Genomic DNA, 22,037 nt, shown 5'->3' on the forward strand with positions numbered 1-22,037 from the left:
GAATCGGGGTGGGGCTCAAGGGGGATGGGTCCCCCCGTCATTCCGGGGCGCGGCGAAGCCGCGAGCCCGGAATCCATCGGGCCGCGCCATGCGCAGAGCGGTTGGCGACGCTCCGGAATCCACGGGATTCCGTTTTGTATGGCTCTTACCTGCGCCGAATCTCGGGTAGCATCTTGGCCCGACTAAACCGAAGGGTGCTTGATGAACTCTCCCCCCACGTTTGTGCCCGATGAGCCCAATGTTTTCCGGGCCGAATTGGGTGTCTCGCAGGAGGTGGGCCGCAACGCTCTCTCCATTCGCTGCCCGCACTGCCGCGAGCTGGGGTCCTTCAATCCAGTCGGCAACCCAAGATCATATTCGAAAAGGGGGAAGTTCGGTCCCAATACGAGTACCTCGACCTACTACGCGAGCATCAGAATATGCCCCAACGTAAAGTGCCGAGGGCTGGTATTCATCATAGAAGACGATAACGGACCGGTCGAAATTGAGCCCCCACAATTGTTGGACTTCAATCCCGATGGGCTCTCGCCACGCCTCCAACAGACGCTGAAGGAGGCTGTCGCGTGCCATGGTGCGGGCGCATATAGGGCCGCCGCGATGATGGTCCGTAGGCTTCTTGAAGAAATCTGCGACGAGAACAAAGCGGCGGGGACGAATCTTCATCAGCGTCTTGTATCGCTAAAGACTGCAATCATCCTTCCCGAGCCGCTATTTGAAGCAATGAACGAACTCAAGGCCCTCGGCAACGATGCGGCCCACATCGAGGCGAAGGCCTATGACAACATCGGCGCTGATGAAGCGCAGGATTCAATTGAGCTCGCCAAGGAAATCGTAAAGGCGCTTTATCAGCTCAAGGGGCTCATCGCGCGCCTTCAGGCTCGTAAGGCGACCTGATCCGGTCGGCTGGGAATGGGAAAATGCTGATCGAAATTGCAGGCGGGATTGTACTTGCTGTACTTTTTTTGGCGCTGCTACCTGCCCTTATCCAAGGCGCTCTTTGGCTCGCTGCGATTGGCCTCGTAATAGTTGTGGCCATCGGCGCTGGTTGGCTTTTGTTCGCTGGAGCGCAATCGGCCGAGGGCTTGGCTGTAGAACTGATTGCCGCAGGCGTGTTTCTTGTTTGGCTGCACTACGAGATCAAGGCGCGCCGAGAAATCGCTGCTGAGGAAGCTGCCAAGAAGGCCGAGCTCTTCCCCAGTGCGCAAGACTAACCGGTAGGACAATTTTCGCTTAGCGCGCGCAGCAATCGGCAGGGAGGAGTTGAGCCGTGAAATCGAGGTCCCCACCTAACTGTACCGGCCTTGCCTATGGGATTAGCTCTGCTTGCCCGCAATAATCTCCTGCAAGGTCGCCACGTGCCGGGCGAAGGCACCGCGGCCCGCCGCGGTGGCGGTGACGGTCGTTTGCGGCTTCTTGCCGACGAAGGCTTTCTCTACTGAGACATAACCCGCCTTGGCCAGGGTCTCGATATGCGCGCCGAGATTGCCGTCGGTGGCGCCGGTGAGTTTCTTCAGGCGCGAGAACTCCAAGCCTGAAGTCGCGGGCAGTGCGTTCAACGCCGCCATGATCTTGAGGCGCAACGGCTGGTGGATGATGTCGTCGAGCTCGGCCATCCCGCTAGATCCGCCGCATCCAGAGGCCGCCGAGGATCAGGCCGCCGCCGTTCACGAAGGCCATCCAGAGCGGGAAGGCTTCGCCGATGTAGAAGAAGCCGAACAGCGTCAGCGCAGAGATGCCGAGGCCAATCGCCACGAAGGCGTAGCCGAACCACAGGCCCGCCAGCGTATAGAACAGCATGAAATAGAGCGGCCAGAATGTGCCCAACTGGCGCGGGCCGAAATGGCCGATCACATTGGTGCAGAGATAGCCGAAGGCGAAGAACAACACGAATACCAGGAGCAGCCTAACGCTAGCGGCGGCACCGCCGGGATGTTGCGGCGGATTCATCACGCGGAGCACGACCAGACCGCCGATGCCCAGGGCATCCGCGGCGACCCAGGCGTAGACCGCGTAGATCGGCCAGAGCCAGGTCACGACGTTGGCTACGAATACCAGCACGCCCCACCAGACCGCTGCGAGGCTTGCGAGCTCATACAGCTGCGATTGCCTCACGCGCTGGACGATGTCGTCGATATCGGCCAGCGCGGCGGCGGCCTGTCTGCTGTCGATCATGTCGTCCTCTTTATGCCCGGGGTTATCGCACATGACTCGCGGTGGGACCTGAGCGAGCGCCTCGTCCTTCGAGACGACCGCTTCGCGGTCTCCTCAGGATGAGGCTCAGTGGCAGCTTTGCCCTTGGATGAGGCTCAGTGGCACCAGTGCTCATTGAGGCGACTGCCGCAAGCTCGGTCCTCATCCTGAGGGCCCGCCGCAGGCGGGCGTCTCGAAGGATGGCCGCGGGGATGCCGCTTCCATCTGCGATTGCGTTGCCGTCAGCGCGTCGCATCATGACTGGCCTGCGCCTCGCGTTGCCACGTCTTCGGCGATCACCGAGATCGCCTTCGGATTGGTGACGAGGCCCATGTGGTTGACGCCGTCAATGATCTTGACGTCGACCGAAGGTTTGATCGCCTGCACGGCTTCCGCATATTTGTCCGAGATCATCATCTCGTCGTCGGCGCCGGCGATGATCGTGATCGGCCGTGTCGTTGCCGGCAGATCGAGCCGATAGCCGCGCGTCGCAAAGTTGCGCATCAGGCGGTCGGAATAGGTCGAGGTGAGGTACTTCGCCGAATTCACCGGCACCGCGAAGGCGAGCACCGGAAGCTGCGCACAGCAGTCGATCCCAAGCTTGCGCAGCGCGGTGAGTCCCAGGAAGCGCGGAATATCGGCGCTGACCCATCCGCCGTTGCTCGGCCGGTTGGTCGGCGCGTCATAGCCGAGATAGGGCGCGAGCAGCACGGTGCGGACGAACATGTCCTGCATGATCGGTGTCGCGGCGACGCACAGCGAGAAGCCGGCGCCGGCGGAATGGCCGATCAGGGTCAGGGGCAGATCGGGCGCGCTCTTGCGGACATGAGCGACGAAGTCGATGAGGTCATCCTCGAGCTGGCCGACATAGCCGATGTCGCCGCGCGTGCCCGAGCCGCCATGGCCGCGGACGTCCAGCGCCCAGGTCTCCACCCCGCGCGCGGCGATCGCATGGGTCAGCGCGTGATTGACGGTGCCGCTGGAACCGGAAGAGCCATGGATGAAGATCGCGCCGCGACCTGTCTCCGGGCCGTTCGGCCCATAATGGCGATAACCGATCCAGGTGCCGTCGCGGGCCTGAAAGCGCTCGAGCGGCGGCAGCGTGGACCAGTCGATGCCCTTGGCGGAATCCAAGACCGATCGCATCTCGGGTGGCCGCTCCAGTGGCGTTGCGATCATGGCACCCAGGATCAGCGCGACGCCGCCGACCGCACACAGGAGCCATTTCAGCCCGTTCAAAACGCCGCGCAGCAACCGGATCGCCATGGCCCAACTCCTCAAAACTCATCAACAATAGAGTACTCTATATTACAGAGTTCTCTTCCGAGAGATCCCCCGATTGGCGCCGCGGCGCGAAAATCCTTAACGTCGGGCTCGACCCCAAAATGCCGAATCGTTTGCCGATGCCGCCTGCGGAACCACTGCTCAACGCGCCTGAATTCACCGTCTCCGAGCTCTCGCTGTCCCTGAAACGGACGGTCGAGGACGCCTTCGGCCATGTCCGCGTCCGCGGCGAGATTTCCGGCTTTCGCGGGCCGCACTCCTCCGGCCATTGCTATTTCGCGCTCAAGGACGAGAGCGCCAAGATCGAGGCGGTGATCTGGAAGGGCGTGCACTCCCGCATGCGCTTCAAGCCCCAGGAGGGGCTCGAGGTCATCGCCACCGGCAAGCTCACGACCTATCCGGGCTCCTCGAAATACCAGATCGTGATCGAGGCGCTGGAGCCCGCCGGCATCGGCGCGCTGATGGCGCTGATGGAGGAGCGCAAGAAGAAGCTCGCCGCCGAAGGCCTGTTCGACGAGGCGCGCAAGCAGCTCCTGCCCTGGCTGCCGGAGGTGATCGGCGTCGTCACCTCGCCGACCGGCGCCGTCATTCGCGACATCCTGCATCGGCTGGAGGACCGCTTCCCCCGCCGCGTGCTGGTGTGGCCGGTCAAGGTGCAGGGCGAAGGCTCGGCCGAGCAGGTCGCGGCCGCGATCCGCGGCTTCAACGCGCTGCCGGAGGGCGGCAGGATTCCGCGGCCCGACGTCTTGATCGTCGCGCGCGGCGGCGGCTCGCTGGAGGATCTCTGGTCGTTCAACGAGGAGATCGTGGTGCGCGCGGCGGCCGAGAGCATGATCCCGCTGATCTCGGCGGTCGGGCACGAGACCGACATCACGCTGATCGATTTCGTCGCCGACAAGCGCGCGCCGACGCCGACCGCGGCGGCGGAGATGGCGGTGCCGGTGCGCAGCGACCTCTTCGTCGAGGTCGCCGATCTCGCCCGCCGCACCCGCGCCTATTGGCAACGTGCCCAGGAGAGCCGCCGCAGCGAGCTGCGCGCCGCCGCGCGCGCGCTGCCGGCAGCCGGCGATCTGCTGGCGATCCCGCGGCAGCGGCTGGATTCCGCCGGAGCCTCCCTGCCCCGCTGCCTCAAGGCCAACACGCACGCGCATTTCCGCAGGTTCACCGCCGCCAGCGCCAAGCTGACGCTGCGGGTGCTGCACGGCCAGATCGCGCAGGCCGATCACCGCCTCACCGTGTGCGGCGAGCGGCTTGGCCTGTCCGCGCGCTCATTGCTGCGGCAGCGGCGCGACCGCTTTGCCGGGCTGGAGGTGCGCCTGCGCGCCTCGAAACTTTCGAATGCGCAGGCGCAGCGCAACGCGATCGCCCGCCAGCGCGAGCGCACGCATCGTCTGGCCGAGCGGGCCAGCCGCGCGCTCGTCACGCTGCTGCAACGGTTAGAGGCGCGTGTCGAGAACAGCGGCAAGCTGCTCTCCGCGCTGTCCTATCGCAGCGTGCTCGCGCGCGGCTTTGCGCTGGTGCGCGATGAGGCCGGCCATCCCCTGCATGCGGCGGAGTCGATCGGTCCCGGCGCACGCGTCGAGATCGAGTTCGCCGATGGCCGCGTCGGCGCGACGGCGGATGCGGATCGCCCGCCCCCCGCGGCAAAGCGTGCGCCGGCGCAAGCCAAGCCGGCCACGCAGGAAACAAAGCCCGCGCCGAAGCGCGTGGCCAAGCCGGTGGATCAGGGCAGCTTGTTCTGAGGCGGGGCGAACGGCATTCCACCCTCAGTGTCATTCCCCGCCACCGGGTCTCGCCTTCGGCGAGCCCGATGACAGGCTCCAGCGGGGAATCCAGTACGCCGCAGCTTCTCGGGGAATCACGAACGCCTCGGAGTACTGGATCGCCCGGTCAAGCCGGGCGATGACAGCGAGTGTGTGGGACGAGCGCTCCCAACCCCGTCATTGCGAGGAGCTCTTGCGACGAAGCAATCCAGAATCCCTCCGCGGAAAGATTCTGGATTGCTTCGCGGAGCCTGTCATCGGGCCGCGCTTCGCGCGGACCCGGTGGCTCGCAATGACGAACGTGCAGGCAGCGCGCCCTACCGGCAGGACAATCCCGCGTCGATCGTGGTCCAGAAGCCACAATGTTCCGGCGCGCGCTGTGGGGTGCCGGCGTGGGCTTCGAACAGGAGGATCGCGACGGTGAAGACGATCAGTGCGGAGGCGAAGAGGGTGATGCGGTTACGCATGAGATTGCGTTGAATCGACATCGTGGTCGAATGATGGCGCCACCATCTGCTGAAACCGCGGCCCTTCGCGATCCGTAGATTCACGGTCGGCCATACTCCGTGCAGGGCGGTGGTCGATGCGGGGCTGTCCGCCAAACGTTGTTCCTCGGGCGGCCCCGCTTGGGCTGACTGCGTAGCCCGCATGAGCGCAGCGATATGCGGGGAATAGTCTTCCCGGATGTCGCGGAGCCTGTCATCGGGCGGCGCTTCGCGCCGACCCGTTGGCTCATCCGGGCGACCGGACCTTCGTCACCGCGACAGCCACTGCGCGACGTCCTTCTGCGAGGCTGCGCGCGCCTCGGCGTCCGTGCCCAAATGATCGCGCTCGGGCGCGGCGGCGTCGCTGCTGCCGGCAGCTGCGTGCAGCGGCATGTTGGCGCGGTCGAAATCGTGATCGGCGCCGGGATAAACCACGATGCGCGCGAGTGCGCTGCGGCCGCGCGCGCCGTCCACCATCTGACGGCAGGCCGGCGGCGAGGCCACGTCGTCATCGGCGCCGATCAGCACCAGCGTCGGCACCCGCGTGCTCCAGCCCAGCCCGGCGGAGATCCGGCAATCCGGATAGAACGCGATCGCGGCGCGGAAATCCGGGCTGAGATCGCGCGCCGCGCTCTGCGGGCGCACGGCCCAGAGCAGCGCGCTCGCACCGTTCGCCCAGCCGATGAGGCTGACGCGGTCGCGCGCCACCCAGGCCTGCTTCATCAGCCAGGCACGTGAGGCCGCGATATCGCCGACGCGTTCGCGCCGCGCCTTGACATGCATCTCCCTGACCCGGCATTGCGCCCCGAGCTCGCGCGTGCCGTAGCTGTCGGGCAGCAGCACGGCATGGCCGCCCCTGAGCAGGCGCTCGGCCCACTCGCGATAGCGCGGCAGCACCGGATCGGAATGGCCACCGAGGCCGCCGCAGCCATGCAGCGCGATCACGGCCGGAAACGGGCCTGCGCCCTCGGGCTTGTAGAGCTGCGCGTGGAGGACCCCGGACGCGAGCGGAATCTCGACCGGCTGGGGTGCCGGCGCGGCGTGCGCGGCCGACATCAGCAGCGTCAGGAACAGGGCGGTCAGTCGAAGGCGCATCGGGCTCTGCCGCAGGAGGCGCCGGAACCAGCAACCCTTCAGCTGAAGCACTGTCACGCGGAAACGGCGGCAAAACATCACAAACCGGTGGGTTTAACGGGCGGACAAGCCACCCTATCTATGCTACATTCCGTCCGACACATCGTGCCCTCCCAGGTTTTCCATGGAGAGGCCTTCCGCGGAGACTTTCGACCGTGCTGAACAAGTTCGGCCCCTCGGGCCATGGCGAAGCGCAGGTGCAATATCTCGATGGCGATTTCCGCGTGATCTCGCCGGGGACCTTCGTACGCTGCGCGATCACCGATACGCGAATCCCGCTCGACGAGCTGAAGTACTGGAGCGTGGATTTGCAGGAGGCCTACGCCACGCCCGCCGCGGTGCTGCAGCGGCACTTTCCCGGAGCACTGAAGCCGCAGCCGTGAGGCCGCGCCCGCGCGCCTATTGTTGTTCAGCGCCATCTGCGCCATCCGTGCCCACGCAGGTCTTGATGAAGGCCTTCCTGCTCTCGCCGACGACCTTCTGATCAATCGCCTGCTTCAGGCAATCCACCCGCGCCTGCGCCATGCAGAGCTGTAGCTGATCGCGCTTGTCCTGCCCTTTCAGGCTTTGCGTCGTGGCGAGACACGTCACGCGCTTGGTCGCGGGGACGGGCACCGTCGCAGTTGGAGCTGCGGACGGCGTCGTTTGTGCCAGCGCGGGCGCAATGATCAGACACACAAGGCTGGCGGCGGCTGCGGTCGGCAGTTTCATCGAATTCTCCTGATCGTCTGAAGTGAATAGGGGTCCTGCGATGAATGTCGCCTGAATGACAGGCTCCTGCAGGACCGACCAAACTCAACCGCAACAGCACGAGCGGCGCAGCGTCTGGACGAAGCATGTGATGGATGTGTCGCGCCTCGACGATGTTCGCACGCGTGATCTGCCAGCCTCACGGCCGAAATGAGCTCCGTCGTGCCGCTCCGCGTTGCATCGAACAGTGCGTGCACTCCGTGGTTATTCATTTCGCGCTGTGGTTGGATTCTTTGTTGCGGTTCGGCGCCCTTAAGTTGTTTGACGAAGTCTTGGTGAAACAAAGGGCTGCTATAGTGCATGTTAGGTCATTGGCCCTGTTCTTTTTATCGCACAGACGATCAGGTCAACCAAACAGCCATCGAGCGTTGGAATTGGCGCGGTCTGTGAACGGGCTCATATCGAAGAGCCATCTGACGGGCTACCGTCACCTTGAAAATTCGCGGTGGAATATCTGTAAATCGACAATCTAGCGATGGGGGTGATCATGCCCGCCATTTTCGACCTGCTCTATCGTGAATATTGCCGCGCCCGTCTCGCTGAAATGCGCAAGCAGCTTCTGATCGCAGCTGAGCGCTTCGAAACTCTCGAAGCGGATCATTATGCTGCGAAGCAGGGTGACGATGAGAGAACGGACGCACACCGCAAGACCGGTCACGGCATGCCGAATTGAAGCGGCCCCAAGACCGAACGATCACTCCCGCGTAGCAGTGACCAAGCAATTGGCAACAGTTTGGGAGGCAGCAATGAATACACCCGAATGCTACACTGTCATCGTGGCCTGCATGTCGTGCCTCACCATTGTCGGATTGATGGCCGTCGGGGCGTGGTAAGCATGACCCGTCACCTCGTTGCAGACATGATTTCTGATTTTGACATGAGCGCAGCCGCTGCGTCGTCCGACTGCGGCGGCTGCGCTTTGGATCCGGATCTCAGTAGGGTGGGTTACACTCTGCGACTGCGCTTCGCCCGGTCGCAGAGCTAACTACGCGATCATCGCCTGGAAAACCGCCGCTCGCGCGCCTTGTACAGATGATAGCTGATCAGTTGCCGCAGCTTTGCCGGCTCGTCGAACTCGAGCTGAACGGCGAACGGCACGATGCCATCAGGCACGCCTTCGCGGCCGCGCAGGCGTGCAAGGTCCTTCTCCGTCGTCACCAGCGTGAGCTGCTCGCGCTGCGCATCCGCTGCGAGCGCTGCGATCTCGTCTTGCGAAAACACGTGGTGGTCGGCGAAGGCGCGCGCGCGCGCGACCTCGATGCCGCTCGCACGCAGAGTGCGGAAGAAGCGGCCGGGATCGCCGATGCCCGCGAAGGCGAAGACCCGCTTGCCGAGCAGCTGCGCGAGCGATGCAGCAACCGGCTTCAGGCGCGCGCGCAGCTCTGGCTTGTCGCGCTTGGCAAGCTCGGCCGCGACATCGTTGGCGGCACGGCCATCGCCGATCAGCACCAGCGCGTCGGTGCGCGCGAGCTGTGCATTCAGCGGCGCGCGCAGGGGGCCGGCGGGAAACACCTTGCCGTTGCCGAGGCCGCGCTCGCTGTCGATCACGATCAGCGAGGCGTCCTTGAGCAGACCAGGATTCTGGAAACCGTCATCCATCAGGATTACGGTGGCGCCCTGCGATTTCGCCAGCGCGACGCCGTCGAGGCGGTCGCGCGCGACGGCGACCGGGACGTCGCGCGCCATCATCAGGGGCTCGTCGCCGACGTCGGCCGCAATGTGGCTTGCGCGGTCGACCATCACCGGGCCCTTCAGGCGCCCGCCATAGCCGCGGCTGAGCACCACCGGCGTCTCGCCGAGCTCGCGCAACAGCTTGGTCAACGCCAGCACGGTCGGCGTCTTGCCGGCGCCGCCGACATGGTAATTGCCGACGCAGATCACGGGGATGCCGGCGTCCACGCCCTTGCGCAGCATGCGCCGTGCGGTGATCGCGCCGTAGAGCGCACCCAGGGGACAAAGGACGTGCGAAAGCGGAGAACGTGGCCGGTACCAGAAGGCCGGCTCACGCATTGGCGGCCCCCATCTCGATCCGCAACTGCAACAGATACGGCTCGAGCGCGACCATGGTGCGATCGAGCGCACCGCCAAGCTGCTCGACCACGCTTGAGGCTGCACGTTGCATCTTGTCGCGCACCGTCGGCTCGGCCAGAAGCCGCCCGAGCTGCTTGACCAACGCTTCCTGCGTGTCGGCCTGCCGCGCCCCGCCGCTTGCATCGAGCGCCTCATAGACGTCGGCGAAATTGAAGACGTGCGGACCATGGACGATCGCGGCACCAAGCTTGATCGCTTCGATCGGATTCTGGCCGCCATGGTGGATCAGCGATCCGCCCATGAACACAATCGGCGAGAGACGATAGAACAAGCCGAGCTCGCCCATGGTGTCGGCAACATAGACGTCGGTCGTCGCCATCGGCAGCTCCTCGCGCGAGCGCAGTGCCGGCTTCAGGCCGGACGCCATGACCAGGCCTGCGATCGAGGAGCCGCGATCCGGATGGCGCGGCACGATCACGGTGAGAAGCTGCGGGAAGAAACCGACGAGGCTGCGATGCGCCGCGATCAGCATCTCGTCCTCGCCCGGATGGGTCGAGGCCGCGACGATGATCGGACGCCCGCGCGTCATCGCCATCAGCCGTTCGAGCTTGCCGGGGTCGGCCGGCGGCGCCGGCACGTCGAGCTTGAGATTGCCCGTGGTGACGACGTCGCGGCCGCCGAGCGCGGAGAAACGCTCGGCATCAATCTTCGACTGCGCGAGGCAAATGTCGAACCGCGACAGCAGCGCCGAGATGGTGCCATGCATGCGCCGCCAGCGCGGGAAGGAGCGCGGCGACATCCGCCCGTTGATCAGCACCATCGGCACCCGGCGCGCCGCGCCGGCGAGGATCAGGTTCGGCCATAAATCGGATTCGATGAACAGCGCCAGCGATGGCTTCCAGTGATCGAGGAAGCGCGCGACATAGCGCGGCGAGTCATACGGCACGTATTGATGGATGACGTCGGGCGGAAAGCGCTTTGCCACCACCGCAGCCGAGGTGACGGTGCCCGAAGTGAGCAGGATGCGCAGATTGAGATCGCGCAGGCGCGCGATCAGCGCCGCCGCGGCCAGCACCTCGCCGACGCTGGCGCCGTGGATCCAGACCAGCGGGCCGTGCGGCCGCACGTCGCGGGACAGGCCGCGCCGTTCGCCGACCCGAGCGGGGTCTTCCTTGCCCTGCTTCAGCCGCCGCTTGATCAGCGCAGGCGCAAGCGGCACCAGGCCGGAGGCCAGGCGCCGGTACATCCGCAGCGTGATCGGCAGCGCAATGGGCAGCGATTTAGGCATCTTCCGGTCCCGGGCGGCCGAGCTGCGCATAGGCGCGCCGGGTCGCCTCGTTCAGCGTCTCCTCCAGCTCCTGCCGCAACGCTTCCATCATGGCGGCGTCGGCATCCGGCGGAACGTGGATTTCCTTGATGCCGACCAATGCGCCCCGCCCGAATGGCAAATTGATGGTGGTGCGGTCCCAGTTCTTGAGCCGGACGAAGCGGCTGGTCGCCATCGCGAAAGGCATGATCGGCCGTCCCGACTCCCGTGCCAGCATGATGATGCCGAGCCCTGCCACGCGCGAGCGCTTGGGGACATCGGCGGTCAGCGCGACATTACAACCGTCCTGGAGCGTCCGCACCATTTCCTTGAAGGCGCCGACGCCACCTTTGCGGTGAAACGCGCCGCCGTGGTCGCCGGAACCTCTGATCGTGCCAATGCCGAGCCGCTCGGCGGCGATGGCGTTGAACTCGCCGTCGCGATGCCGGGAGATCAGCACCCTGGCCTTGTACCAGTCCTTGTTCTTGATGAAGGGCGTGAGGAAATGCTGGCCGTGCCAGAAGGCGAAGATGGCGGGGATCTGCGGCTCGACGCGCTCATAGACATCAGGCGGATCGAACGCGAATTTGTTGGTCCGCCAGACCAGACGCAGATATTCGGCCGCCAGGACCCCGACGGCACGCTGAACGAAGCTGCTTCGCAGCGTATTGCGAAGCAGTTTTTTCAACGCGCCGGTTCTTGATTCGGATCGAGCAGCCGATGCAGGTGGACGATGAAGTAGCGCATCTGCGCGTTGTCGACCGTGCTCTGCGCCTTGGCCCGCCAGGCCGCATGGGCGGCCGCATAGTTCGGATAGAGGCCAACGATCTCGACGTCGTCGAGATTCTTGAAGGTGTTGCCCTTGAGATCGACGAGCTCGCCACCGATGACGAGGTGAAGCAGTTGTTGCGGGGCACTATCTGGCATGAGTTCTGTTCCTAACGGGCTGCCCGGCAAAGCAGTGTTCGAGAAGCACGACGAAAGCGCTTTAGGCTAAGGGACGGTTGCGAAAATGCGCGACAATGCCCGCATGACGATCGCGTCCCGCTGCCACCAGCACCCCGTGCGCCACTTCCCGGCGGTTATAGAGGATGGGTTCTCCGGAGAGGTCGCTCATCCTACCATCCGCTTCCTGCACGATCAAATCGGCTGCCGCAAGGTCCCAATCATGGCTATTGCCCCCCGCAAAAGCCGCATCCAGCGCGCCATGGGCGACCCGGCACAGCCGCAGCGCCAGCGAGCCGATTCGCCGATGCAGCTTGATCTCGCCAAGTGACGGCTTCAGCCGCTCGACCAGCGGCTTCGGGCCGGCGACGCGGGCGAAGTCGAGCTCGGATCCGGGCGTTGCCCGCACCGGCGTGTCGTTGAGCGTCGTGCCCTGGCCGCGCACTGCGAAGAAGAACTCGTCGCTCGCCGGCGCGAACACCGCGGCCAGCACCGGCGAGGCGTCCTCCACCAGCGCGACGCTGACGCACCATTCGTCATGGCCACCGAGATAGTTGCGCGTGCCGTCGATGGGATCGACGATCCAGGTCAGCCGCCGCGACAGCCGCGCCGCATCGTCGGCGCTCTCCTCGGACAGCCAGCCATAGTCGGGGGTGGCAGCGCGCAGGCGCGCTTCGAGCAGGTCGTTGACGGCGATGTCGGCCTCCGACACCGGCGAGGACGCGCCCTTGGTCCATTTCTTGAGCTCGGTCCGGAACATCGACTGCGCCAGCGCGCCGGCGTCCCGCACCGTGTCCTTCAGCAGCGCCGCGTCGCGGATCAGGATGGTTTCGTCCAGTGCGTGCGCGTCAACGTCCGCCAAGCGTCAAACCCTCGATGCGCACCGTCGGCGCATTGATGCCGTAGCGGAACTCGAGATTGTTCGCGGGCTGCATCGACTTGAAGATCTCGAACAGATGGCCGGCGATCGTCACTTCGCTGACGGGATAGGTGATCTCGCCGTTCTCGATCCAGAAGCCGGAGGCGCCGCGGCTGTAATCGCCGGTGACGCCGTTGACGCCGGAGCCGATCAGGTCGGTGACGTAGAAGCCTTGGCTGATGTCGGCGATCAATTCGGCCGGCGTCGGCGTGCCGGGCTCGAGATGCAGATTGTACGGACCGGGCGAGGGCGAGGAGGAAACGCCGCGATGGGCGTGGCCGGTCGTGGTGAGGCCGAGCTCCCGCGCGGTGGCGCAGTCGAGCAGCCAGGTCGTCAGCACGCCTTCGTCGACCAGCGCGGTTTTCTTCACCGCGACGCCTTCGGCGTCAAACGTCTGCGAGCGCAGGCCGCGCTTGCGCAAGGGATCGTCGATGATGCGAATGTTTTTCGCGAACAGCTGCTGGCCGAGCTTGTCTTTCAAAAAGCTGGTCTTGCGCGCGATCGAGGCGCCGTTGATGGCGCCGACGAGATGGCCGACCAGGGAGCCGGCGACGCGCGGATCGAACACGACCGGCACCTTGCAGGTCTCGACCTTGCGCGGATTGTAGCGCGCCACGGTGCGCTCGCCGGCGGAACGGCCGACCGCTTCCGGCGACAACAGATCGGCGCCGTGCGGCGCCGAGGTGAAGTCGTAGTCGCGCTCCATGCTGGTGCCTTCGCCCGATATGGCGGTGGCGGAGATGCCCTGGCTGGAGCGGAGGTAAGAGCCGTGGAAGCCGGTCGAGGTGACGAGCACCATGCCGCCGATGCCGGCGGAAGCCGACGCGCCGCCGGACTTGGTCACGCCCTTCACGCCGAGCGCGGCAGCTTCGGCCGCGAGCGCGCGGCGCTCGAGCTCGGCAGTCGCGGGCACGTCGGGATCGAGCAGGTCGAGATCGGGGAAGTCGCGCGCAAGCAGCGCGGGATCGGCGAGACCGACATATTTGTCGTCGGGTGCGACACGCGCCATCGCCACCGCGCGTTCGGCGAGCTTGGTGACGGCATCGCCGCTGACATCGTTGGTCGAGACCACCGCCTGGCGCTGGCCGACCAGCACGCGCAGGCCGACATCGTCGCCCTCGGACCGCTCGGATTCCTCGACACGGCCGTCGCGGACCTCGACGCCCTGCGAGACGCCGCGCACCGCGACCGCATCGGCCGCATCCGCGCCGGCACGCCTGGCCGCCTCGACCAGCCGCTGCGCGAGATCGGAAAGCGCGGACTGGTCGAACAGGTCGCGATTGGCTTTAGGCGAAAGCGTCGAGCTTGGTGAAGAGTTCACGAACGAAATCCTGTTGGGGCGGGGTTCGGGACCGGAACCCACAGATGTGCCCTGAGAGCGCGGACTTCAAGCATTTTCAGCCCGCAAAAGCTCAGATTCGCGACGTCGGCGCAACGTCTCGTCAATCATGCGCGCCAAGGTCTTGTCAATCATGAGCAGCAGTGACGGTGGGTTAACCAGGCTTTTTAAGCGGTTTCGGAACGGCGCGCGCTAAGGTCTTCGCATCGACCGGGAACATAATCCCGGCGGGGAGAACTAAGCCGTGAGGCGTCAAACAGCAACATGCGGGGCCAACCCCGCCGGGTCGAGCCGCTCCTTGCGGCTCGACCCTCTTTCCCTTCCGGTCCGCTTCGATGCGCACGATCCGCGCGCCGACGGACATGTCAGGCAGATCGAGCTTCATCGCGAGCGTGTCGTGCTGCGCCGTGCCGTCCGCGGCATGCAGATGGCGATCAACGTGCGCGTTGCCGACTTCACCGGCGTCGCGTTGCGCGGCAACGACGAAGCGCAGACGCTCGTCCTCGTGCATCGCGATCCCTCGTTGTCCATTCCGCTGCTGGTCGGCGCCGATGCGGACGAGATCGCGCAAGCCTGGGCGATCTGGAGCGAGATCTTCGCGCTGCCGCAGCTCGACGAGGGCGCCCGCAAGCCCGCAGTCCGCCGTCGCCGCGCCAACGCGATCCGCGCCCGCCGTCCGAAATTCTTGATGCGCCGTCGCACCGGCATCGCGCGCGAGCTGCCCGTTCATCGCGGCGAGCGCGAGATCATCGCGCGGAGCTAGGCGAGGTGCCGGGTGGGCAAAGGCGCAAAGCGCCGTGCCCACCATCAACGCCGAGGAAGCAAATGGTGGGCACGCTACGCTTTGCCCACCCGAGAGCTACGCCGCCCGCATCACGGCGTCCGCGAGCAATCCCGCAAACAATAACGCCCCCGCGTACTTGTTCGAATAGAACAGACGCTTGCAGAGGTCAGGATTCTCGATCCTCAAGCGCACGATCTGCGAGGCCAGATGCGCGGCGAAGGCGGCAAGCCCGAGCCAGGCCGGCCAGCGCGCTTCGCCCGAGGCCAGCGCAACGCCGATCAGCATCACCGCGAGCCCGTAGAACAGGACCAGCGCCTGGCGCGTATGCGCGCCGAACAGGCGCGCGGTCGACTTGATGCCGATCAGCGCGTCGTCCTCGGCGTCCTGATGCGCGTAGATCGTGTCATAGCCGATCACCCAGGAAATCGCGCCGGCATAGAGCACGAGCGCGGTGACGTCGATGCGTCCGAAGGTGACGGCAAATCCCATCAAGGCGCCCCAGGAGAAGGCAAGCCCGAGCACGATCTGCGGCCACCAGGTGATGCGCTTCATGAAGGGATAGATCGCGACGATCACGAGCGAGGCGATGCCGGTCGCAATCGCGAAGCGGTTGAATTGCAGCAGCACCACGAGACCGATCAGCGCCTGCGCGACCATGAAGACCAGCGCCTGCTTGGTGGTCACCTGCCCTGACGGCAGCGGCCGCGAGCGCGTACGCTCGACCTTGTCGTCGAGATCGCGGTCGGTGATGTCATTCCAGGTGCAGCCGGCGCCGCGCATCACGAAGGCGCCGATGAAGAACAGCACGATGGTGAGCGGCAGGCCGCGAACGTCGTGCGCCATGCCGGCGGCCAGCGCCGCCGACCACCAGCACGGCATCAACAGAAGCCAGGAGCCGATCGGACGGTCGAAGCGGGACAGGCGCAAATAGGGTCGCGCCCAAAGCGGCGCGAGCGTATCGACCCAGTTGCCAGTGGAATCGGCAACGCGGGCGGATGAGTCGCTCATCGGGTCAGGACGTTGCCGTTGAGCGTGTCGAAGGTGCTGCCACCCTTCTTGCCGGCATTGGCTTCCGGCGCCGAGCCCGACCCCAGCACCTCGCTCAGCGAGGGACCGGCCGGACGCGCCTGTTGCTGCTGCATCTGCTGCGCAACGTTGCAGACCTTCGCCGTCATGGCCTCGGTGTTCTTGTGGCCGTCCTTCATCTGCGCGCCGACCTGCGGCGGAATTCCGCATTTGGCGGCGTTGGCCTCGATGTATTTGAGCATCTTGGTCTCAGCCTGGCTGAAATTGCGGATCAGCTTACAGGCCTCGTCCGGCGGTGCATGACGGTCGCTCGCAGCCTTGATCAGCTTGCCGCGCTTCTCGGCCTCTTCGCGCAGCGGCATGAAGGCCTTCATGCAGTCCTCGCCGGGACCGGCTTGCGTCGGCGGAGCGGCGCTGAAAGCACCGGCGCCGCCGATCGGCGCGGCGCCGTTCACGGGAAAGGACGATTGCGGCGCCGTGCCGACGGAGGCGACGGGCGCCGAGCCGTTCACGGGCGGAAAGGCGGAGCTGCTCGCGGCCTGGTTTGGCAACGGTGCCGGGAAGGCGCTCTGCGCATAAGCGCCCGCGGCACCCAAGGCGACCAGGGTGGCGACCATGGCGGCAGTGATCGGAACCATCAGATGACGGATCATGAAGGCAGTCTCTCCGGCAGGAGCTTACGGGGTTCGGCGTCTTCCCAATTGAAGCGCAACCAGCGTGTTAGCGTTTTTACGATTCCCGCCGGCCCTTAACAACCCGTCGAATAGGGCAAGAGCGCGGCGCGGAGACGCACCAATTCGGCGATATTTACCCCCAAAAGTACTTGTTTCGGTTAAGAACGGCGGCAAATCGGACCCTCGAACGATGCCCTCCCACGATTTTCGCGCCCCTCGCCTGTTCGTCGACGCCCCCCTCACCCAAGATGCCAGGGTGCCGCTCGACCGCGACCAGAGCAATTATCTGGGCAACGTGCTGCGGCTGGCCGCCGGGGCCGAGGTCCTGGCCTTTAACGGGCGCGATGGCGAGTGGCACGCCGCCATCGAGGGCCGCAAGCGGCCGGATGGCCTTGTGATCCTCCAGCAGACGCGGCCGCAGGACCGACTACCCGACCTCACCTACGTCTTCGCCCCTCTCAAGCATGCCCGGCTGGACTACATGGTGCAGAAGGCCATCGAGATGGGCGCCGCCAGCCTGCAGCCGGTCCTGACCCGGTTCACCCAGGCCTCCCGGGTCAACACCGAGCGGATGCGCGCCAATGTGGTCGAGGCAGCCGAGCAATGCGGCATCCTCAGCATTGCCACCGTGGCTGAGCCGGTGCCGCTGGAGCGCTTTCTGAGCCAGCGCGCCGCGGGCCGGTTGCTGATCTTCTGCGATGAGGCGGCGGAGGTCCTAGGCCCCGTTCAGGGCCTGCAAGGCGCGCGCGAGGCCGGACACGGTATCGACGTGCTGATCGGCCCCGAAGGCGGTTTTGCCGAGGAAGAACGGGCGCTGCTGCTGCGGCAGCCCAGGATCCTGCGGCTGGCGCTCGGCCCCCGCATCATGCGGGCGGACACGGCCGCTGTCGCCGCACTGGCGCTGGTGCAGGCGGTGCTGGGCGATTGGGGTGGCAAGTCTGCCTAGAGACAGATCGAGCTGAGTCGAAGCGGTCGCGCCACGGGCTCCCAACCTCTCCCGCTTGCGGGGGAGGTCGGCGCGAAGCGCCGGGTGGGGGCTCTCTCCTCATTGGGAGTGTCCGTTGCGGAGACACCCCCACCCCGGCCGTCCCCCGCAAGCGGGAGAGGGAGAACACCGGTTTCGTGGACCTATTGCCCGCCCGTTAAGCGATTGATCCTTTGGAGGTCGAAACCGCTGTCGGGCCATGCTAAGGGCTGCGGCAATTCCCGTGCCTCCCCTTGCCCTGCCCGGTTCCACCGGGACCATGGACCCTGTTATGACCGCGACTGCCACCTCAAATGCTGCCGGCTCCGCCGCCTGGGCGGATACGCTGCTCTTGTCGTTCGCGCAGGCCGGCTATGTCAGGGCCGAGCCGGCGATCCTGCAACCGGCCGAGCCATTTCTGGACCTGTCCGGCGAGGACATCCGCAAGAGCCTGTACCTGACCACGGACCTCTCCGGCGAGGAGCTGTGCCTGCGTCCGGACCTGACCATTCCCGTCGCCCGCGACTACCTCGCATCTAGCCGGGCCGGTCAACCAGCCGGGTTCAGTTATCTGGGTCCGGTGTTCCGCTACCGCAGCGGCCGGGCCAGTGAATTCCTGCAAGCCGGCATCGAATCATTCGGCCGACAGGACCGCGCCGCGGCTGACGCCGAGATGCTGGCGCTGGCGCTTGAGGCGACGGCCGCCTTCGGCGTCCGCGACGTCGAGATCCGCACCGGCGATGTCGCGCTGTTCAATGCCCTGCTCGACGCACTCAACCTCTATCCGGTCTGGCGCCGCCGCCTGGTCAAGGATTTCAACCGCAAGATCAGCTTCGAGCAGGATCTGGAGCGGCTGGCGGCCGCGGCCACCGCGACGCGCAGCGAATATGAGGGCGTGCTGGCGGCGCTGGCCGGCTCCGACCGCAAGGCGGCGCTCGCCTTCGTCACTGATCTGATGTCGATCGCCGGCACCACCCATGTCGGCGGGCGCACCACGGCCGAGATCGCCGACCGCTTCCTCGAGCAATCGACGCTGAAGGGCGGCGCGCTGCCGCGCGAGGCGATCGCCGTGCTGAAGCGCTTCCTGTCGATATCAGGCAATCCCGACGATGCCATCGCCGAGCTGCGCGCACTCACGACCGACGCGAAGCTCGATCTCGCCTCTGCGATCGACCAATTCGAGAGCCGGGTCGGCTTCATGGCCGCGCGCGGCATTGACGTGAAGCAGACGCGCTTCTCGACTGCGTTCGGGCGCGGCCTCGATTATTATACCGGCTTCGAATTCGAGCTTCATCACAGGGGCAACGGCGCCGAGCCGCTGGTCGCCGGCGGCCGCTATGACAGGCTAATGACCCAGCTCGGCTCGACCGCGCCGATCCCCGCGGTCGGCTTCTCGGTCTGGGTGGATGCGCTGAACCGCATCGGCCGCAAGGTGGGAGCTTAAGTCATGAGCGCGCCATTCGTTCTGGCCGTTCCCTCCAAGGGCCGCCTGCAGGAGAACACGGAAGCCTTCTTCGCCCGTGCCGGGCTCAAGCTGTCGAAGGCCGGCGGCGCCCGCGACTATCGCGGCACCATCGCAGGCCTAGACAATGTCGAGGTCGCCTATCTCTCGGCGAGCGAGATCGCCTCGCAACTGTCGCGCGGCTTCGCGCATCTCGGCGTCACCGGCGAAGACCTGGTGCGCGAGACCATCGCGGATGCCGACAAGCGCGTGTCGCTGATCGAAGGGCTCGGCTTCGGCTATGCCGACGTCGTGGTCGCGGTGCCGCAGGCCTGGATCGACGTCCGCACCATGGCCGATCTCGACGACGTCACCACCGGCTTCCGCGAGCAGCATCACATGCGGATGCGGGTCGCGACCAAGTTCGTCAACCTCACCCGTGCCTTCTTCCAGAGCCACGGCATCACGGATTACCGCATCGTCGAAAGCGCAGGTGCGACCGAGGGTGCGCCGGCGGCCGGCAGCGCCGAGCTGATCGTCGACATCACCACCACCGGCGCGACGCTCGCCGCCAATGGCCTGCGGGTGCTGGACGACGGCGTGATCCTGCGCAGCCAGGCCAATCTGGTGGCATCCAAGGAGGCCGACTGGTCGCCGCAGGCGCGCGAGACCGCGCGCGTCATCCTCGACCACATCGCAGCGCGGGCGCGGGCCAACAAGTACCGCGAGGTCCGCACCCGCTTCCGGCAATGCGACGCGGCTTTGCTCACCGAGGCCCACAGTCGTTTCGGTGTCGAGGCACCGTTCGGCGCGCCAACCTCCTCAGGCATGCTGACGCTGCACTGCCCACCGGGGCAGCTCTATGCGCTGGCGAGCTTCCTGCGCGAGCATGGCGCCGAAACCGTCTCGGTGGTCTCGCTCGACTACGTGTTCGACCGGGAGAACCCGCTATTCGCCAAGCTCGAGGCGTTCCTGGGACGGTGAGCCCAAAGTTGTTCAGCTGTTCGTTCAGCGTAGCGACAGCAAACGGCAGCTACCATATGCTGTCGAGAAGACCTAAACGCCTCTGGAACCTTGATCGATGACGCTGGGCTCTGACGTTTCCGGCATGACGACCACCGCAGCTAGCGCCGCAGCGAAAGGGCTGTCGATCGTCATTCCCGTCTACAACGAGGCGGCCGGCCTCGCCGCCCTGCATGAGCGCATCTGCGATCTCGCCAAGACGTTGCGGCAGCGCTACCGCCTCGGTTGCGAGGTCGTTTATGTCGACGACGGCAGCGCGGATGCGACGTTGTCGATCGCCCGGTCGCTGCCGGCCGACGCAATCGACGTCCAGGTGGTGTCGCTGTCGCGCAATTTCGGCAAGGAGGCCGCGCTGATGGCGGGCCTCGACCATGCCCGGCTCGGCGCCGTCATGTTCATGGACGGCGACGGCCAGCATCCGCCGGCGCTGATCGAACAGCTGGTGCGGCACTGGATCGATGACGGCTATGACGTCGTCTACACCGCCAAGGCGCATCGCGACAACGAGCCCTTCTTGCGCCGGGTCGCAGTGCACGGCTTCTACGCGCTGATCAATTGGGGCGCACGCCAGAAGATTCCGGAGGACGCCGGCGACTTCCGCCTGCTGTCGCCGCGCGCGGTCGCCGCGCTCAGGCAGCTGCCGGAACGCAACCGCTTCTTCAAAGGCCTCGCTAGCTGGATCGGCTTCCGCCAGATCCGCGTCGACTATGAGCCTGCGGCGCGCGCCCATGGCGTCACCACCTTCAACGCCGCAAGCCTGCTCGGTCTCTCGATCGAGGGCCTGACCTCGTTCTCGGTGGCGCCGTTGCGTTTCGCCAGCCTGCTCGGCGTTATTCTCGCCGGAGGTGCCTTCCTGTTCGGCCTGTCGATCCTCTGGGAAGTGTTCACGACCGGCAAGCAGGTGCCCGGCTATCCCTCGCTCGTGGTCGGCCTGATGACGATCGGCGGCGTGCAGCTCATCATGATCGGCATCGTCGGCGAATATATCGGAAAAATCCTGTCCGAGCTGAAGGCGCGCCCGATCTACTTCGTCGCCGAGCACAGCGAGAAGCACTTCGAGGCCGGCAAGGCGGACGACGCCGCGAGCAGGACGGCAGCCGAATGAGCACCGCCGCGAGCCCGCGGCGGATCTGGCTCTGCGCCGACGATTACGGCATCAGCCCGGGCGTCAACCGCGCCATCCGCGACCTGATCGAACGCGGCCGCCTCAACGCCACTTCGGTGATGATGGTGGGTCCGGCGATCGCGCGCGGCGACGTCGAGGCGCTTCAGGCTTCGGCAAAGCAAAGCCCGCGCTGCGCGATCGGATTGCATGTGACGCTGTCGGCGCCGTTCCGGCCCCTCACCATGCACTTCCGTCCTCTGGACGGCGACATGTTCATGCCGTTTCCAAAACTGCTGCGCGCCGGATTGATGCGGCGGCTTGACCGTGAATTCATCCGCAACGAGGTGAAGGCGCAGCTGGCCGCCTTCATCGAAGCGTTCGGACGCGCCCCTGACTTCGTCGACGGCCACCAGCATGTGCAGCTCTACCCGCAGGTGCGCGACGGCTTTGTCGATGCGGTCGCTGACGCTGCGCCACAGGCCTGGGTGCGCCAGTGCGGCCGCGACCTGCCGCTGGCGCAGCGGCTTACCTCACCGAAAGCCATGGTGCTCGATATCCTCAGCGCGCAATTCCGCCGCCGCGCCGCCAGCGCCGGCCTCAGCTTCAATCCCGCCTTCGCCGGCGCCTATGATTTTACGCGCGCCGCCGATTTCGGCGCGCTGATGCGGCAATTCCTGGAAGGCCTCCCCGATGGCGGCCTCGTGATGTGCCATCCCGGCTTCGTCGATGAGGTCCTGGCCGGCCTCGACCCGATGACAGATGTCCGCGAGCGCGAGCACGCCTATCTCTCGGGCGACGCCTTCGCGCGCCTGCTGGCGGATAGCAACGTGACACTGGGATGAAACCGGCGAAAAGCGCGCCGGGAGGCAGCTTG

25 protein-coding genes are annotated in these 22,037 nt (G+C 65.9%); 11 read left to right on the forward strand and 14 right to left on the reverse strand.

Going from position 1 to position 22,037, the window contains the following annotated elements; genetic code table 11:
• Positions 1 to 201 precede the first annotated feature (201 nt).
• Positions 202 to 894 (forward strand): DUF4145 domain-containing protein, encoded by a 693-nt coding sequence (locus CVM73_RS22530; protein WP_100234058.1) that lies wholly within the window; start codon positions 202 to 204, stop codon positions 892 to 894.
• Positions 895 to 917: 23 nt separating this feature from the next.
• Complete coding sequence (locus CVM73_RS22535; protein ID WP_100234059.1) at positions 918 to 1,211, forward strand: hypothetical protein; 294 nt, start codon at positions 918 to 920, stop codon at positions 1,209 to 1,211.
• Between the two features lie 102 nt (positions 1,212 to 1,313).
• Here CVM73_RS22535 and CVM73_RS22540 read toward each other — a convergent pair whose 3' ends face one another.
• The 3 genes from CVM73_RS22540 to CVM73_RS22550 form a co-directional block, all read right to left on the reverse strand.
• A complete protein-coding gene (locus CVM73_RS22540; RefSeq protein WP_100234060.1) occupies positions 1,314 to 1,613 on the reverse strand; it encodes a winged helix-turn-helix domain-containing protein in 300 nt (99 codons plus the stop codon).
• 4 nt (positions 1,614 to 1,617) lie between these two features.
• Positions 1,618 to 2,172: a hypothetical protein gene (locus CVM73_RS22545; RefSeq protein WP_100234061.1), complete on the reverse strand. Its 555-nt coding sequence runs from the start codon at positions 2,170 to 2,172 to the stop codon at positions 1,618 to 1,620.
• Between the two features lie 273 nt (positions 2,173 to 2,445).
• Positions 2,446 to 3,456: an alpha/beta hydrolase gene (locus CVM73_RS22550; protein ID WP_100234062.1), complete on the reverse strand. Its 1,011-nt coding sequence runs from the start codon at positions 3,454 to 3,456 to the stop codon at positions 2,446 to 2,448.
• 137 nt (positions 3,457 to 3,593) lie between these two features.
• On the opposite strand from CVM73_RS22550, the gene xseA reads away from it, so the two are divergent.
• On the forward strand, positions 3,594 to 5,216 hold the full coding sequence (xseA, locus tag CVM73_RS22555) for an exodeoxyribonuclease VII large subunit (RefSeq protein WP_167407004.1): 1,623 nt from the start codon (positions 3,594 to 3,596) through the stop codon (positions 5,214 to 5,216).
• A 338-nt stretch (positions 5,217 to 5,554) separates the two neighbouring features.
• Here xseA and CVM73_RS40450 read toward each other — a convergent pair whose 3' ends face one another.
• Together CVM73_RS40450 and CVM73_RS22565 are read right to left on the reverse strand one after the other, a co-directional pair.
• Positions 5,555 to 5,839: a hypothetical protein gene (locus CVM73_RS40450; RefSeq protein WP_167406990.1), complete on the reverse strand. Its 285-nt coding sequence runs from the start codon at positions 5,837 to 5,839 to the stop codon at positions 5,555 to 5,557.
• 153 nt (positions 5,840 to 5,992) lie between these two features.
• Positions 5,993 to 6,817, reverse strand: coding sequence for a dienelactone hydrolase family protein (locus tag CVM73_RS22565; RefSeq protein WP_167406991.1), 825 nt, complete (start codon positions 6,815 to 6,817; stop codon positions 5,993 to 5,995).
• A 194-nt stretch (positions 6,818 to 7,011) separates the two neighbouring features.
• Here CVM73_RS22565 and CVM73_RS22570 point away from each other — a divergent pair, with 194 nt between their 5' ends.
• Positions 7,012 to 7,239, forward strand: a complete 228-nt coding sequence (locus tag CVM73_RS22570) for a DUF2093 domain-containing protein (protein WP_014491939.1) — start codon at positions 7,012 to 7,014, stop codon at positions 7,237 to 7,239.
• 16 nt (positions 7,240 to 7,255) lie between these two features.
• Here the strand turns inward: CVM73_RS22570 and CVM73_RS22575 are convergent, their stop codons facing one another.
• A complete protein-coding gene (locus tag CVM73_RS22575; RefSeq protein WP_100234065.1) occupies positions 7,256 to 7,567 on the reverse strand; it encodes a hypothetical protein in 312 nt (103 codons plus the stop codon).
• Positions 7,568 to 8,093: 526 nt separating this feature from the next.
• Between CVM73_RS22575 and CVM73_RS22580 the strand changes: the two genes are divergently transcribed.
• Positions 8,094 to 8,279, forward strand: coding sequence for a hypothetical protein (locus CVM73_RS22580; RefSeq protein WP_245452408.1), 186 nt, complete (start codon positions 8,094 to 8,096; stop codon positions 8,277 to 8,279).
• 320 nt (positions 8,280 to 8,599) lie between these two features.
• On the opposite strand, the gene lpxK is transcribed toward CVM73_RS22580, so the two are convergent.
• From lpxK to CVM73_RS22610, 6 genes are all read right to left on the reverse strand, one after another.
• On the reverse strand, positions 8,600 to 9,616 hold the full coding sequence (lpxK, locus tag CVM73_RS22585; protein WP_100234067.1) for a tetraacyldisaccharide 4'-kinase: 1,017 nt from the start codon (positions 9,614 to 9,616) through the stop codon (positions 8,600 to 8,602).
• Positions 9,609 to 10,955: a 3-deoxy-D-manno-octulosonic acid transferase gene (locus tag CVM73_RS22590; RefSeq protein ID WP_100234068.1), complete on the reverse strand. Its 1,347-nt coding sequence runs from the start codon at positions 10,953 to 10,955 to the stop codon at positions 9,609 to 9,611. Before CVM73_RS22590 ends, lpxK begins: the two co-directional genes overlap by 8 nt.
• Complete coding sequence (locus CVM73_RS22595; protein ID WP_100234069.1) at positions 10,918 to 11,631, reverse strand: lysophospholipid acyltransferase family protein; 714 nt, start codon at positions 11,629 to 11,631, stop codon at positions 10,918 to 10,920. The genes CVM73_RS22590 and CVM73_RS22595 overlap by 38 nt, the downstream gene beginning before the upstream one ends.
• Positions 11,628 to 11,870 carry a DUF4170 domain-containing protein gene (locus tag CVM73_RS22600; RefSeq protein ID WP_025033794.1) on the reverse strand — a complete coding sequence of 81 codons (243 nt, stop codon included), beginning with the start codon at positions 11,868 to 11,870 and terminating at the stop codon, positions 11,628 to 11,630. Before CVM73_RS22600 ends, CVM73_RS22595 begins: the two co-directional genes overlap by 4 nt.
• A 61-nt stretch (positions 11,871 to 11,931) precedes the next feature.
• Positions 11,932 to 12,750: a 3'(2'),5'-bisphosphate nucleotidase CysQ gene (locus CVM73_RS22605; protein ID WP_100234070.1), complete on the reverse strand. Its 819-nt coding sequence runs from the start codon at positions 12,748 to 12,750 to the stop codon at positions 11,932 to 11,934.
• The gene (locus CVM73_RS22610; RefSeq protein ID WP_167406993.1) at positions 12,737 to 14,128 is read right to left on the reverse strand and encodes a TldD/PmbA family protein; all 1,392 of its coding nucleotides are present in this window, start codon (positions 14,126 to 14,128) and stop codon (positions 12,737 to 12,739) included. Before CVM73_RS22610 ends, CVM73_RS22605 begins: the two co-directional genes overlap by 14 nt.
• Before the next feature lie 262 nt (positions 14,129 to 14,390).
• On the opposite strand from CVM73_RS22610, the gene CVM73_RS22615 reads away from it, so the two are divergent.
• Complete coding sequence (locus tag CVM73_RS22615) at positions 14,391 to 14,909, forward strand: DUF6101 family protein (protein WP_100234072.1); 519 nt, start codon at positions 14,391 to 14,393, stop codon at positions 14,907 to 14,909.
• A 96-nt stretch (positions 14,910 to 15,005) separates the two neighbouring features.
• Here CVM73_RS22615 and ubiA read toward each other — a convergent pair whose 3' ends face one another.
• Complete coding sequence (ubiA, locus tag CVM73_RS22620; protein WP_100234073.1) at positions 15,006 to 15,938, reverse strand: 4-hydroxybenzoate octaprenyltransferase; 933 nt, start codon at positions 15,936 to 15,938, stop codon at positions 15,006 to 15,008.
• On the reverse strand, positions 15,935 to 16,609 hold the full coding sequence (locus CVM73_RS22625) for a hypothetical protein (RefSeq protein WP_100234074.1): 675 nt from the start codon (positions 16,607 to 16,609) through the stop codon (positions 15,935 to 15,937). The genes ubiA and CVM73_RS22625 overlap by 4 nt, the downstream gene beginning before the upstream one ends.
• Positions 16,610 to 16,820: 211 nt before the next feature.
• On the opposite strand from CVM73_RS22625, the gene CVM73_RS22630 reads away from it, so the two are divergent.
• The 5 genes from CVM73_RS22630 (at position 16,821) to CVM73_RS22650 (ending at position 22,005) form a co-directional block, all read left to right on the forward strand.
• A complete protein-coding gene (locus CVM73_RS22630) occupies positions 16,821 to 17,576 on the forward strand; it encodes a 16S rRNA (uracil(1498)-N(3))-methyltransferase (protein WP_100234075.1) in 756 nt (251 codons plus the stop codon).
• Positions 17,577 to 17,886: 310 nt separating this feature from the next.
• Positions 17,887 to 19,038, forward strand: a complete 1,152-nt coding sequence (locus CVM73_RS22635; protein WP_100234076.1) for an ATP phosphoribosyltransferase regulatory subunit — start codon at positions 17,887 to 17,889, stop codon at positions 19,036 to 19,038.
• 3 nt (positions 19,039 to 19,041) lie between these two features.
• Positions 19,042 to 20,019 carry an ATP phosphoribosyltransferase gene (gene hisG / locus CVM73_RS22640; RefSeq protein WP_100234077.1) on the forward strand — a complete coding sequence of 326 codons (978 nt, stop codon included), beginning with the start codon at positions 19,042 to 19,044 and terminating at the stop codon, positions 20,017 to 20,019.
• Positions 20,020 to 20,116: 97 nt separating this feature from the next.
• Positions 20,117 to 21,163, forward strand: a complete 1,047-nt coding sequence (locus CVM73_RS22645) for a glycosyltransferase family 2 protein (protein WP_100234078.1) — start codon at positions 20,117 to 20,119, stop codon at positions 21,161 to 21,163.
• The gene (locus tag CVM73_RS22650; protein ID WP_100234079.1) at positions 21,160 to 22,005 is read left to right on the forward strand and encodes a ChbG/HpnK family deacetylase; all 846 of its coding nucleotides are present in this window, start codon (positions 21,160 to 21,162) and stop codon (positions 22,003 to 22,005) included. The genes CVM73_RS22645 and CVM73_RS22650 overlap by 4 nt, the downstream gene beginning before the upstream one ends.
• Positions 22,006 to 22,037: the final 32 nt, after the last annotated feature.

Source organism: Bradyrhizobium forestalis, from assembly GCF_002795245.1.
Classification (GTDB): Bacteria; Pseudomonadota; Alphaproteobacteria; order Rhizobiales; family Xanthobacteraceae; genus Bradyrhizobium; species Bradyrhizobium forestalis.